Origin of the sequence: Pseudomonas sp. FW305-28 (genome assembly GCF_017351395.1) — a bacterium.
Taxonomy (GTDB): domain Bacteria; phylum Pseudomonadota; class Gammaproteobacteria; order Pseudomonadales; family Pseudomonadaceae; genus Aquipseudomonas; species Aquipseudomonas fluorescens_AA.
Window position 1 is genome coordinate 1 of record NZ_JACNDD010000025.1, and the last position, 14,228, is coordinate 14,228.

The 14,228-nt window shown below is 53.5% G+C and carries 16 protein-coding genes and 1 tRNA gene; 8 read left to right on the forward strand and 9 right to left on the reverse strand.

Annotation, left to right across the window (positions count from 1 at the left end):
* Both J4E53_RS08360 and J4E53_RS08365 read right to left on the reverse strand, forming a co-directional pair.
* A partial coding sequence (locus tag J4E53_RS08360; protein ID WP_207268124.1) for an AzlD family protein occupies positions 1–281 on the reverse strand: 281 nt, incomplete at its 3' end.
* A complete protein-coding gene (locus J4E53_RS08365) occupies positions 278–988 on the reverse strand; it encodes an AzlC family ABC transporter permease (RefSeq protein WP_060741465.1) in 711 nt (236 codons plus the stop codon). The genes J4E53_RS08365 and J4E53_RS08360, both read right to left, overlap by 4 nt.
* Before the next feature lie 204 nt (positions 989–1,192).
* Here J4E53_RS08365 and J4E53_RS08370 point away from each other — a divergent pair, with 204 nt between their 5' ends.
* From J4E53_RS08370 to J4E53_RS08380, 3 genes are all read left to right on the forward strand, one after another.
* Positions 1,193–1,621: an HD domain-containing protein gene (locus tag J4E53_RS08370; RefSeq protein WP_103309584.1), complete on the forward strand. Its 429-nt coding sequence runs from the start codon at positions 1,193–1,195 to the stop codon at positions 1,619–1,621.
* A 219-nt stretch (positions 1,622–1,840) separates the two neighbouring features.
* The gene (locus J4E53_RS08375; RefSeq protein ID WP_060741463.1) at positions 1,841–2,269 is read left to right on the forward strand and encodes a DUF2628 domain-containing protein; all 429 of its coding nucleotides are present in this window, start codon (positions 1,841–1,843) and stop codon (positions 2,267–2,269) included.
* A gap of 344 nt (positions 2,270–2,613) precedes the next feature.
* Positions 2,614–3,597, forward strand: coding sequence for a hypothetical protein (locus J4E53_RS08380; RefSeq protein WP_103309582.1), 984 nt, complete (start codon positions 2,614–2,616; stop codon positions 3,595–3,597).
* Between the two features lie 97 nt (positions 3,598–3,694).
* Here J4E53_RS08380 and J4E53_RS08385 read toward each other — a convergent pair whose 3' ends face one another.
* Complete coding sequence (locus J4E53_RS08385) at positions 3,695–4,144, reverse strand: PACE efflux transporter (RefSeq protein WP_060741461.1); 450 nt, start codon at positions 4,142–4,144, stop codon at positions 3,695–3,697.
* Between the two features lie 106 nt (positions 4,145–4,250).
* On the opposite strand from J4E53_RS08385, the gene J4E53_RS08390 reads away from it, so the two are divergent.
* Together J4E53_RS08390 and J4E53_RS08395 are read left to right on the forward strand one after the other, a co-directional pair.
* The gene (locus J4E53_RS08390; protein ID WP_103309581.1) at positions 4,251–5,135 is read left to right on the forward strand and encodes a LysR substrate-binding domain-containing protein; all 885 of its coding nucleotides are present in this window, start codon (positions 4,251–4,253) and stop codon (positions 5,133–5,135) included.
* 221 nt (positions 5,136–5,356) lie between these two features.
* The gene (locus J4E53_RS08395; protein ID WP_103309579.1) at positions 5,357–7,684 is read left to right on the forward strand and encodes a hypothetical protein; all 2,328 of its coding nucleotides are present in this window, start codon (positions 5,357–5,359) and stop codon (positions 7,682–7,684) included.
* 74 nt (positions 7,685–7,758) lie between these two features.
* Here the strand turns inward: J4E53_RS08395 and J4E53_RS08400 are convergent, their stop codons facing one another.
* Positions 7,759–7,971 (reverse strand): hypothetical protein, encoded by a 213-nt coding sequence (locus J4E53_RS08400; protein WP_060741458.1) that lies wholly within the window; start codon positions 7,969–7,971, stop codon positions 7,759–7,761.
* A 491-nt stretch (positions 7,972–8,462) separates the two neighbouring features.
* Here J4E53_RS08400 and J4E53_RS08405 point away from each other — a divergent pair, with 491 nt between their 5' ends.
* Positions 8,463–9,632 carry a hypothetical protein gene (locus J4E53_RS08405; RefSeq protein ID WP_146042643.1) on the forward strand — a complete coding sequence of 390 codons (1,170 nt, stop codon included), beginning with the start codon at positions 8,463–8,465 and terminating at the stop codon, positions 9,630–9,632.
* 117 nt (positions 9,633–9,749) lie between these two features.
* Here J4E53_RS08405 and J4E53_RS08410 read toward each other — a convergent pair whose 3' ends face one another.
* The 3 genes from J4E53_RS08410 to J4E53_RS08420 all read right to left on the reverse strand — a co-directional run bounded on the left by J4E53_RS08410 (position 9,750) and on the right by J4E53_RS08420 (position 11,781).
* Complete coding sequence (locus J4E53_RS08410) at positions 9,750–9,950, reverse strand: hypothetical protein (protein WP_103309578.1); 201 nt, start codon at positions 9,948–9,950, stop codon at positions 9,750–9,752.
* 310 nt (positions 9,951–10,260) lie between these two features.
* On the reverse strand, positions 10,261–11,133 hold the full coding sequence (locus J4E53_RS08415; RefSeq protein ID WP_177431721.1) for a hypothetical protein: 873 nt from the start codon (positions 11,131–11,133) through the stop codon (positions 10,261–10,263).
* A gap of 33 nt (positions 11,134–11,166) precedes the next feature.
* Positions 11,167–11,781, reverse strand: a complete 615-nt coding sequence (locus J4E53_RS08420; RefSeq protein ID WP_060741455.1) for a hypothetical protein — start codon at positions 11,779–11,781, stop codon at positions 11,167–11,169.
* Between the two features lie 909 nt (positions 11,782–12,690).
* On the opposite strand from J4E53_RS08420, the gene J4E53_RS08425 reads away from it, so the two are divergent.
* Both J4E53_RS08425 and J4E53_RS08430 read left to right on the forward strand, forming a co-directional pair.
* Positions 12,691–12,978: a type II toxin-antitoxin system Phd/YefM family antitoxin gene (locus J4E53_RS08425; RefSeq protein WP_060741453.1), complete on the forward strand. Its 288-nt coding sequence runs from the start codon at positions 12,691–12,693 to the stop codon at positions 12,976–12,978.
* Positions 12,968–13,285, forward strand: coding sequence for a type II toxin-antitoxin system RelE/ParE family toxin (locus J4E53_RS08430; RefSeq protein WP_103309574.1), 318 nt, complete (start codon positions 12,968–12,970; stop codon positions 13,283–13,285). Before J4E53_RS08425 ends, J4E53_RS08430 begins: the two co-directional genes overlap by 11 nt.
* Before the next feature lie 39 nt (positions 13,286–13,324).
* On the opposite strand, the gene J4E53_RS08435 is transcribed toward J4E53_RS08430, so the two are convergent.
* A complete protein-coding gene (locus J4E53_RS08435) occupies positions 13,325–13,969 on the reverse strand; it encodes a hypothetical protein (protein ID WP_060741451.1) in 645 nt (214 codons plus the stop codon).
* 82 nt (positions 13,970–14,051) lie between these two features.
* Positions 14,052–14,128, reverse strand: a tRNA-Val gene (locus J4E53_RS08440).
* Positions 14,129–14,228 lie beyond the last annotated feature (100 nt).

A 14,228-nucleotide genomic window follows, 5' to 3' on the forward strand; every position in this document is an offset into this window, starting at 1 on the left:
AGTATGCCGACCGCAATCGCCGGCAACGGTTTTTTCAGGATCAACATGACGACTGCCGTGGTGAGCAACGCCAAGCGTGCGCCGTCATCACCTTTGACCGCCATCGGTGCCAACACTGCCACCAACACCGAGCCAGACATGGCCGTGATGAACTGCTGCACCCGATAGTTGATCGGCACGAACGACATCACGAAAACACCGCCCCAGCGAGTCGCCAATGTCACCACGGCCATGATCGATAAGATGATCAATGTGCCGTAACCCGCGGTTTCGATATTCATTGTTTTTTCTCCATCCACACCGCACCCAGGATCCCACCCGCCAATGCACCGACGACGACATGACTGTTCGCCGGCAAATACCAATAGGCCAACAGCGATGAGCAGGCCGCCACAGTCCAGATGATGAGCATGCGCAGGTTCTTTTTCCCGCCCACGACCATCGCCAACAAGAAACAGCCCATCACCATATCGAGCCCGAAACTGACCGGGTTCTCGATGGCGCTGCCAAAATGAAGCCCCAGCCAACTCCCCAGGATCCAAGTGACCCACAGTGCAATGCCGCCGCCAAATAAAATCCCCAGCCCCGGCTTGCCCTGACTGAACGCCTGCATCGCCATGGCCCAGTTGGCATCCGAGACAACCAGCATCACACCGTAGCGTTTGGCAACGGGCAATTCCCGCAACCACGGGTAAAGCGTCGCGCCCATCAACAAGTGCCGGGCGTTGATAGCGAAGACGGTGATCATCAGCGGAACGACCGGCACTTGCTGCCCCCACAGATCCAACGCGGCAAATTGAGAAGCGCCGGCAAAAACCAGGGTGCTCATGAGCACGGCTGACGTATCACTCAAGCCCGTTTGCGCAGCCGCCAGGCCGAAAGCAACGCCGAACACGATGACAAAAAGAGAGATGGGGATCAGTTGCTTGAAACCGTCGTAAATGTGCTTCAGCTTTAGCTCATGCAAATGGGGTTGATCGCTCGACAAAACATCGCCTCTTCTGGTTATCCACGGTGTAAAAGCTGGGAGTATGAAGCTGAATCTTCATGGCGAGAACTTCTCGGCGGACCTATCCCCATCAACCCGGCGAATCCTATTAGTCGTAAAGCCAGCGACGAGCGCGTACCGTGCCCCATTTCCCGCTTCAAAACGGGCGTCATTCAAATTGCCACCACGTCATAGGTGAATACCATGAGCACCCTTGAAAAAGCGATATCGATTGCCGCGCTGGCCCATGAAGGGCAAGTGGATAAGGGTGGCGCGCCTTACGTTTTGCACCCTCTGAAGGTCATGCTGCGCCTGGCCCATGACGAAGAGCGTATCGTGGCGGTGCTGCACGACGTGGTCGAAGACACCGCGACAACCCTCGCCGACCTGCGCGATGAAGGCTTCAGCGAAGCAATCCTGGGCGCAATCGACGCGCTCACCAAACGCGAAGGCGAGACTTACCAGGCCTTTATCGAGCGGGCTGCTCGCGACCCGATCGCGCGCCGAGTGAAGCTGGCAGACCTTGCGGAAAACAGCGACTTATCCCGCATAAGCGAGCCAAGCCAGAAAGACCTGGATCGGATTGAAAAGTACCGCAAGGCGACTGACTACCTGACGGCCTTGCAAAGGTAGGTGCCATTGAAAAAATAGAGTGAAGCGCGTCACAGACCAAGCGACCGCTCAAGCTGCCAATGCGGAATGTTCCACATCAACGGTCATAAAGCGGCAAAATAAGTGCCCCGGACGACTCGCTCGAATCTTCGACAAAACCAAAGCAACCAATGCTCTAAACCAGAGCACAGGATTTCTTGGAAGAAAGACAACTATTTATGGAAAACAGGAGCCTTGAAAATGAGCACGACTGAACAAGTACAAAGCACTGGCAAATACAGCGCCAAATGGCAGGAACGCTTCGACTTCTTTGACACCTACGGTGCACCAAACGACCCGCGCTACAAGGAAGCCGTCAAGACGCTGCCTGGCGTCAAGAAAAAAATCCTCATCAACGCCAACGTGATTGCGTTTTTCTTCGGCCCTATCTACCTGTTCGTCCTGGGCCTCTGGAAGAAAAACCTGGCCCTGCTGGGTATTTTCCTGGCGATCAATATCGCATTGAGCGTGATTTTCGCACTCATCGGCATGGAGTTTCCCCGTCCTTTGAGTACGGGCCTGAGCATCGCCCTGTCGATGATGTACGCACTCATGGCCAACTACGCGTACTACCTCAAAGAAGTGAAAGGCGAGCAAGGCTGGAACCCGTTCAAAGGCATGCGTCTCTGATTGCAGGCTTGGGTAATCAACAGCCCGCACCTCGTCATGAGTGTGCGGGCTTGTTGTTTCTGAGTCGTCGGAATTTGGTTTTGAATAATAAAAAAAGTATCGCGTCCATGGACTCATAGGTCGCGGGAGACTCGGCAGTACGATGACACTCGGAACTTCGGGGCAGCTTGCGAGCCGACACCGTCCCCAAATCCAACCAGGTGTTAAGTAAGCGATACATATCTGTCCGCATTTTAAACACTCGCACTCATACGCTCTTAAAACCTTTGCAAATAATGGCAACCTACAAAAGCCCGACTACCCTGAGCCTGAGCGACGTAAAAAACAATGCAAAGGAGCAGCAGATGAAAACAATACTATTGATAATAACTGCATTACTCTTAACTGCTTGCAATGCAAATTGGAACAGCATCTACAGGACTCATGACTTCCAGCTACCTCAAACCGCCCAAGAGAGACAAAAATCCGTATTCATAGACATTAACCAGAGAGCGATCGTAAGCGGTAACGACACCATTTGTGCGGAACCCAGCCCGGATGCAATGCAAGCCTATGCGGCCCAACTCGCTGCCTCCGGCACGCTGAGCGACAGGGCCAAGGCGGAATTAGCGGCCGCGGTACAAACTTCGGCAGCCTACATTGGCGTCAGGTCAAAGAACATTCAGCTCTTCAGAGATGAATTTTATCGACTCTGCGAAGCGCGCATGAACGACACCCTTGATGATGCACAATATAATTTTTTCCTGGCAAGGCTCCAGCGTTACTCGGTGGCATTGGCAGCCGTGGAAGAACTTAACCAGGGAGCCATTGCCCCGGCTGTATACCTATCGTCCTCCGGCAGCGCATCAGTCGCGGGATTAGCGGCCCAGCGGCAAGAATTGACGGCCGTTCAGAGTGAACTGGCGACAGCGAAAAAAGTGATGACCGACACACCTTCTGACGCAGCCAACGCGAAGGTAGCTGAATTAGCTGGAAAAGAAGCAGAGCTCAAAAAGGCCATCGATGAAAACAAAAACAATTCAGTCAGTGGTAAAACGTCGGGGGCAATTGGAACTCCGGCAAACGGTACGTCCCAGATAACGGCTGATGCCACTCAAAAAATCATTACAGCCGTCCTGACAACCAACGACCTCCCCTATATGTGCCTGGAGCGCTTGAACGAATATGCCAAACGAAACATGAATCTGGGCGAAAGTGACTCATGGTCCCAACTCCCCGACGGACGTGTCATTTCCAAAGGCGGACGCCCGCTGAATGAAGCCGAGAGGGTCATCGTTTCATATTGCAAATCCATACTCCAAACAGCGGGGGCCAACGCGCAGTTCTGAGTACTTGAGAAAAAGGGATAGATTGATGCAAGCCCCTCGGGGGCTCCGCTTTGCCCCCGGCTTTTCCAGGTTAGCGTTAATCATCCAAGATAATAAATCAGTCCTGCCCAGTCATGGCATTGGCTGCGGACTGCGCCGAAAGCGGAACATCGAACACTCGATCGAACACCCATTGAAAAACCAGCGCGTAAAAAAAGAAAAACACGAACAACCCCAGGTTGGTCACCAGCGCCAGCCACAGGCTGATGCCCAACCATGCGCCAATCACCGGAGTCAGGATCAACGTCAAGCCGCCTTCGAATCCCAGGGAATGGAGCAGTCGTCGCAGCCAGGTGCGATGGCGGCTGCGCTGGCGACGTTCCCACCACTCGAACAGGCCGTTGAAAAGCATGTTCCAGGCCAGCGCAACGGCAGAAATCACCAGCGACAGCAGGGTTGAATATCCCATCCCTTGTTCGTAGGTCAGCGCGAGCGCCGGGGCCACGAACAACACACCGCCGGCTTCGTAGAGGATGGCCTGGAGGATTTTACGGGGCGTGCCTTGCATCGGTGGGCTCCTGAGCCGGATTGGAAGACCACAGCCTGGCAAGTTGAGCCCCCGCGCACAATTGAGCTAAATTGAGCCACGCTCAACCTGAGTAACCTACCCGCCCATGTTCGCCAAACTGCCCCTCACCGCCTTGCGCGGCTTCGAGTCCGCCGCACGGCTGGGCAGCTTCAAGGCCGCGGCTCAGGAACTGAACGTCAGCCCGGCGGCGATCTCCCACCAAGTCAAAAGCCTTGAAGCCTTCCTTGGCGTGCGCCTGTTCGATCGCTCCAGCCAAAACGTGCGCCTGAGCGCCGACGGCGAGCGCCTTCACCCTTACATGCACCGCGCCCTGCTCGATATCCAGCAAGGCCTGCAGATACTGTCGCCAACGTGTGCCGCGCAGTCCCTGGTGGTGAGCACAACGCCAGCGTTCGCCAGCCTGTGGCTGATACCTCGGCTCGGGGACTTTCATCGGTTGCACCCGCAGATCGACGTCAGGCTGCACAGCAACAACGACGTGGTGGACCTGCGACGAGACGCCAGCATCGACCTGGCGATCCGCGCCCTGTTCAGACCGGACCCACAACTGTTCGAACAGCCTTTATTGGATGAACACTTTGGCGTTTATTGTCGACCCGGTTGGCAACCACCCGCGGCGGGCTCGCCCGTCGAACTGATCGACGTGCCGTGGCTGAGCAGCGCAAACATCGCAGTCGACTGGCCTGCATGGTGCGCCAAGGCCGGCACCCTGGGTTGGCTGGAGAACGCCCGCTTGCGGCGTTATGACGAGGAACAGCATGCACTGCAGGCAGCGATCGCCGGGCACGGGCTGGTGCTCGCCAGCAACGTGCTGGTTGCTGAGGCTGTTGCGCGTGGTGAGCTGGTTGATTATCGCCCGGAGGTTCGCTTGGCGGGTGCGCGGTATACCGTGGTGTGCGTGCCGGGACGGGAGCGGCAAGTGGAGGTGCGGGCTTTTAGTGAGTGGTTGCTGGGGCGGAGTATTGGTTGAATCAGGTGTTCTTGACTTCACCCGCAGCAACCACATCCAACTGACCGCTTGTCGCTTCTGTCATACCTGACAGTTATCACTCGAACATATCACAGGCTACATAGGCAGTTACTTACTCAACTCGCCTGCTGAAAACTGACTGCATAAAATCTGGTGCACCCCCGCATTCAATTTCATTCCTAAGGTAGTACCTCGGTACTTATTACGTAGGAAATAGAACCATGAACTTTCAACTTGAAGAATTACCTGATAACTCAATTACCGAAGCCAAACTCGTGCGCTACCTGTCTGCACGCATCGGCGCGTTGTTTAGTTCGGTCTCCGAAATGCTGGAAGATGTCGAGCTGAATGACTCGGCGATATCGGTAGGAGACACGCTTCTAGCGCAAGGCTTCCAGTATGAAGTCATGGCAGAAACGGCCGAACCTCATCTGGTGACTGCCGGAGGCCTGAAACTTCGCGTACTTGCCGACGCCTCGGAGCGAATGTCATTGACGGCATTCGGCGCAGACCCCTTGGGCAACGAAGATAGCGTGCCCGCTTTGCAGAAAGCAGCAAGGGCGGCCAACGAGGCGCAAGCGACGCTGGTTGCAAGGGGTCGGTTCAAACTCCTCGGTAACGGCCTCGTTGAACTCACCACCGATTGCGATTTTTCTGGCGCCGTATTCGACTGTTCGGCTTGGTCCGGGCGCTTTGTCTTTGGCAGAAAAAACAGCGCAGAGACCTACGGGCCAGATTCAGCCGTCGTCAGGCTCTTGATGAGTTCTCAGGATCTCGACGTAGGCTCGTCACGATTCTCGGGCTGGTTCGGCCGTCCGGAAGTCAGCGACAGCTTTGTCATCATCTACACCGAGCAGGATTTTTACACCTACCGCTCGGAGACAAAAAAACGGATCGAGCTAAACAGAGTCTACAAAGATGGCGTTGTGTCCTCGCCGCTAAGGTATTCCCTGGCCGGCGTTAACGTATCCTCGGTGAAAGTGTTTCGAATGGAAGATCGACGACGCACGGTCAAGGGATTAACGCTGGACATCCGCAACAATGCTGAATCAAACGAATACGTACGTGTCAGCACCAGCTTGCTCGATCTGGATGTGCGCTTCATCCAGGATGAAAATATCTATACGCCACGCAACCCAACCTATGTTTATTTTGCTGAATGCTGTCAGGTGAGGGCTCGCACTGAGATGCAGTGGGCGATCCGGAACGAAAGTTTCAACTATGCCTACAACTTCCAACTCAATACCTGCTACGACATTGAAATAACGCCCCATGCCGACGGTGAAGGATGGGGCGCGACCGGTAACAATCTTTGCCAACGGGTCACCCTGCGGGACGGCGTGCTCAGCCGTGTGGATTTCCATCAGCCATTCATGGAATGGTTGCGATTGCGCAATATGGTGGTCGGACATAGCGGGATTCTTGTGACGGCGCTCGGCACTTTAGACCTCGATACGGTGACCTTCCATGCCCGTAATATGGCAAGTCGCAGCGATGGTTTTGTGAAAGGGAGAGGTGACACGGGAGGGTTCTGCGATGGCGACCTCCTGATGCGTAACATCACGATCATCAGCAATAAAGGTGTCGGCGATCTGGAGCTTTTTCTGCATTCACAAAGCTCTGGCACGGCAAAACCCGCCGGGACCCCAATCGAGTATCGATTTTGGCGCAGGATCGTTGTCGATGGCCTTGACTATCGATCTCAATTGAATGTGCCGCAACGGCTCTGGGTCAGGCCCGGTAAAATTCAATTCGCCGACGCATCCATTGCAGTATGCGAGGAACTCACCGTCCACAATGCCCATGGCTCCGGCCTGAATGTGGAGGTAAATCTCGATGACAGGCTCCCCTCAAAAGAAAGCCTATTCGCACTCAAACTCGACCTGGAAAACATGGTGGGTGAGACCATTGCTACACAGGGCAATAACGCGAACTTTCGAGTGCTGGCCTCCATAAGAAACTGTCGTGGTTTTGGTCAGGAAGACGGGATTGCCTTCAAGCCTCAAGCGCCAGGCGAATACACGATGACAGGCGGTTGCGTCTCAAGGATCGACTGCTTGGGCACTCGACCTCCCATTGCGCCGGTCCTGCTCCAAGCGTATGGCACCGTGATCGTTGATACCCATGATGATCGAGACTTGGTCACTGCCAGCCAGAATGGCGATATCCGTTTATTAGACTGCACATTCAGGGTGCCAGTGCTGGACAGGCTGGCCACACTACTGGGCGCCCTGCTGGAACGCCCAAAGTTCTTCGTCAATGGCGCCCGAAAACGCTGGCCTCTCGGCGAAGACTTGCATGGAAAGCCAGGAAACCTGGAACTACCTCATTCCCCACGTGAAGGGCAAAAAGTCAGATTGGTCATGGGATATACCAGTAACTCGACTGCAGCCGAAGTGGAGTTGCTGATACCCGCCGTAGGAGGGCGTACGGTCTTTGCCGGCTTTCATGAGGACGATGAACCGGGCTTGGGTATTTTGCACCGCACCGCAGAGACCACGCTCGCGGTATCGGGCCCTGTCTGGTTCAGGTATCTGCGTCTCGGATGACAGGACGCTCGGCGCTGCATGGCGCCTGAGCAGTTCTCCGGAAAGTAGATGGCAGACCACAATTTCGGGTTCATCTAAGAAAGAGGCGGATCCGCCGCGAAATCCGTAGGGATATTGAGGAAGGAATGCCAAGCATCTACAGCGTCATGATGCCGCTGGGCAGCATCCTCCCAAAAAGGACCGGATACCTCTTTCGCAGAAACCAGCATCATCATTTTTATCGTCGCGGCATCCAACTCTTTGAGAAGCTCATGGGATGTGGCCCTGAATTCTTCGAACGACGTCATTCCATTTACCTCGGGCGGTGCTCACCGCTATTGAGGAATACACATTCCTCGATGAATGGAGTCCCCCGGGCGGCAGTAATTCCAAAGGGTCGGACCGCCGGTAAATTCATTACGAGGCGATGCTCACCGCCTGCTGGGGTCTGTCCCTCGATTTGCGCTATTTATTGGGCAGGAACCGGTCAATGATCATCGAGACTGCCTGCAGCGAAGAGATCAGGGCTGTGTCTATGCAAAATGGAACTTCATCCAACGGTTCATAATGAAACTAGAGCAGCCACAGGCAACAGACCAAACACTCCAGACGTTCAGACAGGGCTCACTTGAAACTTGGAACAGACCCTGCCCCCCTACAAATTCCCAAGTCTGCGCTTTTTGATATTCATCTGTTCGCAACGCGTGCTCAAGCCCTTCCCGATAATCGCATTGCGATTTGACGATTACATTTTCTCGACTATATTAAAATGCAAAATTAAATTTCGGAATGAAATCCGATGAACTATCTTAATAGCTACGACCCCAGTGAAATACTAAACAGCACAATATTATCACTTGCACCAAACAACATTATCGTGCAAGAGCGCAATAGCGTATTTTTTGGCGGACCTAAAGCCAACAATCCGTCTCCAGCCATCCATAGTGGCGGCTATCCGTTTACCCCGCTCGGTCAATTAGGTGGGTTCTACCTGAGTTCTTCTCGCCAAGAGAGCGTGGCAATCCATCAGCTCCAAAACAGGCACTGCATTCCCTATAACCCTCACGCACAATACGCCACTTGGCGTACCGATCAATTAGTTCTCCTCGACACAGATGATGTTCAACAAATAAAAAAAGCCTTGAACGCCGATGCTTACTTCACCTCGGGCAGCTCTATTCAGCCAAATTTCAACTTCTCCAATCCCGTATCAAAGAATGCCAGCGATTACTTCTGTAAAAATTTCCACCTACTCGGCCCTAACGACCCAAATATAAAACTGTGTTTATCTGACTTATCTAAAGATCCAGTCGCGTATTCCGAGGTTTGCGGCTGGTTAAAATTCCGCAGGAACGACGTAAAATCCGGCAATAGACTTAATAACCATTATGTAAACCTAAGAGATTCAAATGCCAAACACTACGCATCGGAGAACAGAGGAGAGTATGGCGCAGCCAAACTAATGGTAACCGTCATGGGTACTAACTATCAGTTGAAAATAGGTAAAGCCTCATCAGGGCGAACCAATGGAATAGACCAGATATGGGTCAAGCGAAACTTGCAGACCGGCGCGGTCGAGGAGTACCTCATAGTTGAATGCAAAGGCAGTGTGGACGCCCATCTCGGCGATGCCAGTTATGGCCGACAGATGTCTACACGCTGGGTCTTTTATTGCTTGCTCGGCCTACTTGGAACCAACGGAAACCTGGCAAGCACATCGACTTCGGATGTATATGCAAAGAAAGAGTTGGTTAATAAAATCTTGCTTGCGCTGATTAATCCAGGAATTCCAGTGCGGGGCATGATTGTTCAACCCATGAGAAAGTCCAAGACTGACCCGGACTCCATAGATGTCTATGAGCTTGGAACCTATAGTTTAATCAATGAATTTAACGTTGCTTGGCAAGCGTGTTATGGGACGTCATCCAGTGGCCCCACCAAGCAGGTTGTCACTGGATTCAGGCTTTGATTTCTATCGTCATGGAAAATTGGGGCATGGGCTGGATCAAGTAGGCTTGTTAGCGTTCTTCGCGCTACGGCGCGCCTAAAAGCACCTTCCAGGCATTACCTGTTGCCCCCTTTCCTCTCAATGAAGAACCCTGCGGCTCTCCCCAATCCTGATCCTGTCGAGCGCTCTGTTTAAAGCATCCAAAGCATCGAGCAGGGCCTTCGCTTCTGCTTCCCGACCATCACCCCAGAGGCGTTCAGCCATTTTGTTCAGTGCTTGGATAGAGCGCTCGATTTCAGCTGCAGTCGCTGCTTTGCTTTCCTGAGGTTTCTTTGGCATTGATTAACCCTTCTTCGGGACGTTGCTTCATCAGCTTCGACGCGATTACATCACACGCCAGAACGTGAAACCGGGAACAAACCATGATTTGAATTCACCTGTAATTAATCCGCCGCATGATCGTGGCTTGTCCCTTCTTCCCGGCGAAATCAGCCCTTACACATCCGCCTATGGACAGGTAACAGCCTTTCGAGACTGCTTCTTGGTCCACAGAAGACGACCATTGATTCTCCCATCAGACCACGACTCGGTAACCAGAGCGCAATTGCCGCTCAGGTTCTCGACAAACGTCCTTGGATAACCTTCAGGCTCATCTCCCCCCAGACGCATCCAGTTTGGATCTGGCGAGGTCACTGATTGATAAGGCATGCAGGCTGCCAGTGTGACCAGCGAGAATGCCAAAATCACTTTTTTCATATAAGTTCCGACCAATTTGGCGAGTGTCCGGGCAAAAACGCGGGGTATAAATTGATTGGATGCTTTCCCAGCGTGAGCTACGACGAGGACTTGCTGTAAGTGCCGCTATACAACCCACCTCAATCGGCGGAAACCAGAAAGCTGGGGACAGACCGCGATTTGAGTTCACGTGTAATCGGACCGTCTCATAGTCGTGGTCTGCCCGCGCTTCCCTTGCATCCACAGCCCGCAAGACCATTGCCGCGAGTGACGATGAGGGGATGGGGAAAGCCTTCGATTTGAACTCATGATCCAACCCACTGTAACGCCACCCTAGCGATGCTCGCTCCCTGCTGGCTCGGCCAGTGAAGAAGGCACGGAAACGGCGCAAAGGGTTTAAATTGGACCAGGCCATATCCAAGCGTGCCTGCACCATCTCATTTTTCGCCTGGACGATCTGCCCTGCCAAACTTAGCGCCCTCCTTTTGAACTCCCTGTGAAGCGCCTGCTCCTCGGTCTCGTTTCCCAGTGGCTTAACCTTCATCTCGGAAAATGTGAAAAGCGTTTTGTCGCCGAGCACACAAAACGTGCCGCGACATTTTTGTATATTGCCCTGAAAGATAAAATCGACCGAACAGAACGCATGTTCGTCCATGTCTATGTAGTACAGCGGCTCACCCAGGAGATTTCGAACTATTCCGTCCTGGTGAATCCGACCCAAGGGTGCCCCATCGCTGCCATTGCCTTTGAAGACCAGGTAGCGGCCGTTCGTGTAGTTGTACGGCATTAACGCTCCCAGTTGCCCATTCGCTTCGTGTTATCACTTGAAAAGCACATTGCACCGGGTACACCACCCTTCAGCTGCGCTCCGGTTCATTGGAAAACGGAAGGGAGGATGACTTGTATCGGCAACCGTCAAAACCAGTGAGAATTTTATGAATCTACGCCGAAGCTCGTCGACTGGAACACTCATGCCTGCCCCATCGACTACTTGCATAACCCCGCCCGACACCCGGCTGTCAATCCGTAGCCACTCAAACTGCCAGCCTGTTACCCACGTGAAGTCTCGAATTTGATAGTCGCCGGTGACGCTTTGGCATTGAGCGAGTTTCTTGTTGGAAAGGTCAAAGACAAAAAACAGGGGGCTTGGATAGCCGAGCAGCTGAGTATCGTCAAGGCTCAGACCTTCTTTCAGGTTGATGGATGCGACAAGTGCTTTTGCTCGTCTCTTGCGCCATATCAAGTACCCTATGGCGAGGCAAAAAATAGAACAGGAAGCCACGAAGAGCTGACGTCCTTCGACTGTAAACTGATCGGGCCAAAACCGTACCACGCCCCACAAGAGTCCTATCGTCGCAAGCCCCGATACCCAAGCGGCGGGGATCACTATACCGTTAGCGAGATTTGCTCCGAGCGTCCTCGAACAGCTTTTCATAACTGCATCCTTATAGAAGAGCTCGCAGGTTATCACTCACAGAGCGCTAACTTATAAGACTTGGCCCGCAATGCGTAGGTACGAGCCTTGAGCAGGGCTTCGCTTGCTTGGTTGCGCTGGGAACCTCACCGTTGGCCGGCTAACCTCTTCAGTCGTCCAGAGCCATCATCGACGTATGCAAATACGCCCAGAAACGCGGCGAGCTCACAGGCGAGCTGTTTCTGTTGATTGACTTTTTTTCCGACGACACGGCGAGCGATTAACAAGCGCCCGTTTTCATACTCGATGTAATTGCTGTAGGACGAGCGAAAAACAGCAGCGTGGCCGTCGGGCTTGAGCACTATTCGCAGCGGTGTACGTTTCGTTAGCCGATACCATCCGAGGAAAGCAACGAATCTTCTTGTGAAAACCCGGCGAGGTCTTTCATATGGCGCTGGATATTACCGAGCCCGTCAAGAAGCGCGGACAAGAAATCGAGCAACCGTGCGGATACGGTAATCGGCGGTTTCGAAAAGGACGTCCAGAGGCGCTTCGGTGTCGATGAGCAGGGTTGCTGGGATGCAGTCGATGCCGGTGATGAGAAAACGGGTACGACAGGTTCAACCAGGCAGGTTGGGATAAGGGGGAACCCAGCAGTTAAAAGCTGCAGGGCGAGTTGGCTTTTAGCCTTGACTTGAGACCGGCTAATGGGTGTCCCATTTTTTCTTCAGGCGCCCTTTATCTGGGGAAGGAAGAAACAGGTTTCGAAGAAATGGCCGTGGCCCTGCCGCCATCCTAAGACGAAACAGGCCGGCACCAGGCTCACGCTTTCAGTGCATTGAACGGACTTGAGCGTGAAATCCGGATCCAGAGCGCTTGCCACCCCAAAATAAAAAGACCAAAATAAAGGCCTATATAGGAGTCTTATTTATGCAAAATATTCTGGCTGACGTGGCTGTCAGCGTATCTGAACTGAAGAAGAATCCGTCTTCAGTCTTGAGCAACGCCAACGGGTTGCCCGTGGCCGTGCTGAACCACAACCGGGTCATGGGTTACATGGTCCCTGCCAACGTCTACGAGGCGATGGTTGAGCGCTTGGATGAACTGGAACTGGTTCATTTGGTCAAGTCACGACTCGACGCCAACGAGACACCTGTTCGAGTATCTCTCGACGATCTCATTGGCGAGGCCGAGGCAGATATCGCCAATGGCCGTTGAGTACGAAGTCGAGTGGGATCCGAAGGCGCTGAAAGAACTGCGAAAGCTCGACGGCACCATCCGCCTCCAGTTCTTGCGAAAGCTCCAGGAACGGCAGGCCGGGCCACGAGTGCCAGGCGATGCACTTCACGGCATGAAGGATTGCTACAAGATCAAATTGCGCGGCGCCGGCTACCGACTTGTGTACCGCGTTGAGGATGAACGGATTGTCATCTTGGTGCTGTCCGTCGGCAAGCGGGAACGAAGCAGCGTCTACGATTCGGCCAAGAATCGGGATTCCTCAGGGACAGACCACGATTTGAAATAACTTACTTGGCTCTCACAATCATGGCCGGCCCTGGTTTTCTTAGTTTTTACAGGCCACCTGCGGAGGCGCAGCAGGCGTCAACTTTTGGGGAATCACAATCGAAGTACCAGGCAAAGTGGTAACTTCGAGAACCGCCAACATGCAAATAAGCGCTTGCTCGCCATCTTTGCTTGGCCTGCTATCCACCCCCACCACAGCTTCGTAGTCTTTTCCTGGTTCCAGCTTGTAAACGAGCGCATGACCATCACAGGACCGGTAAGAGCTGCCACTGCCCGCGATAGTCGCGCCCCGGGTTGCAATTTGGAATGGCAGATCCGTTCTGACGCGATACTCGGTTACGACCTCTTTGTAAGCCCCTTCCCCCATCCGAATTGCAGGGGTGTACTGGATAAGACTGGGCCAAACTCTTTTCGGTATGCCGATGCTCGCCGACTTCAGGGGATACTGCGGATAGTTGATGCTCGCCGTACCGTCCTGCCCAAAACGTCCGGCTTCAGCCATCTTATGCCGGGTAGCAGGAGCACAACTGCCGACGATGCTATCTCCATACACATCGGAGTTCGTGATAACGCGAACACGCGCTATCCCTTCCGATTGAGTAGGCTCTTCGTATGGAACTGAAGGTATTCCAGCACAACCAGCAAGTGCTATAGAAAGAAAAGTTACGGAAGTGACAACCCGCATGACCATGTCCTTATGTGCAAGCAAAAAGGGGCTCACCTCTCGGTGAACCCCTTCTAGACCGCCCAGCAGAGCGGATTTTGTTTGGTAGGCGCGATTGGACTCGAACCAACGACCCCCACCATGTCAAGGTGGTGCTCTAACCAACTGAGCTACGTGCCTGCTGTGAGGCGGCATTCTACGGAATTCCAAAGGGGTGTCAATACCTTTTTTTCACCTAACCCTATGAATATGCAAAATATTTAATTTCACCAATACGACG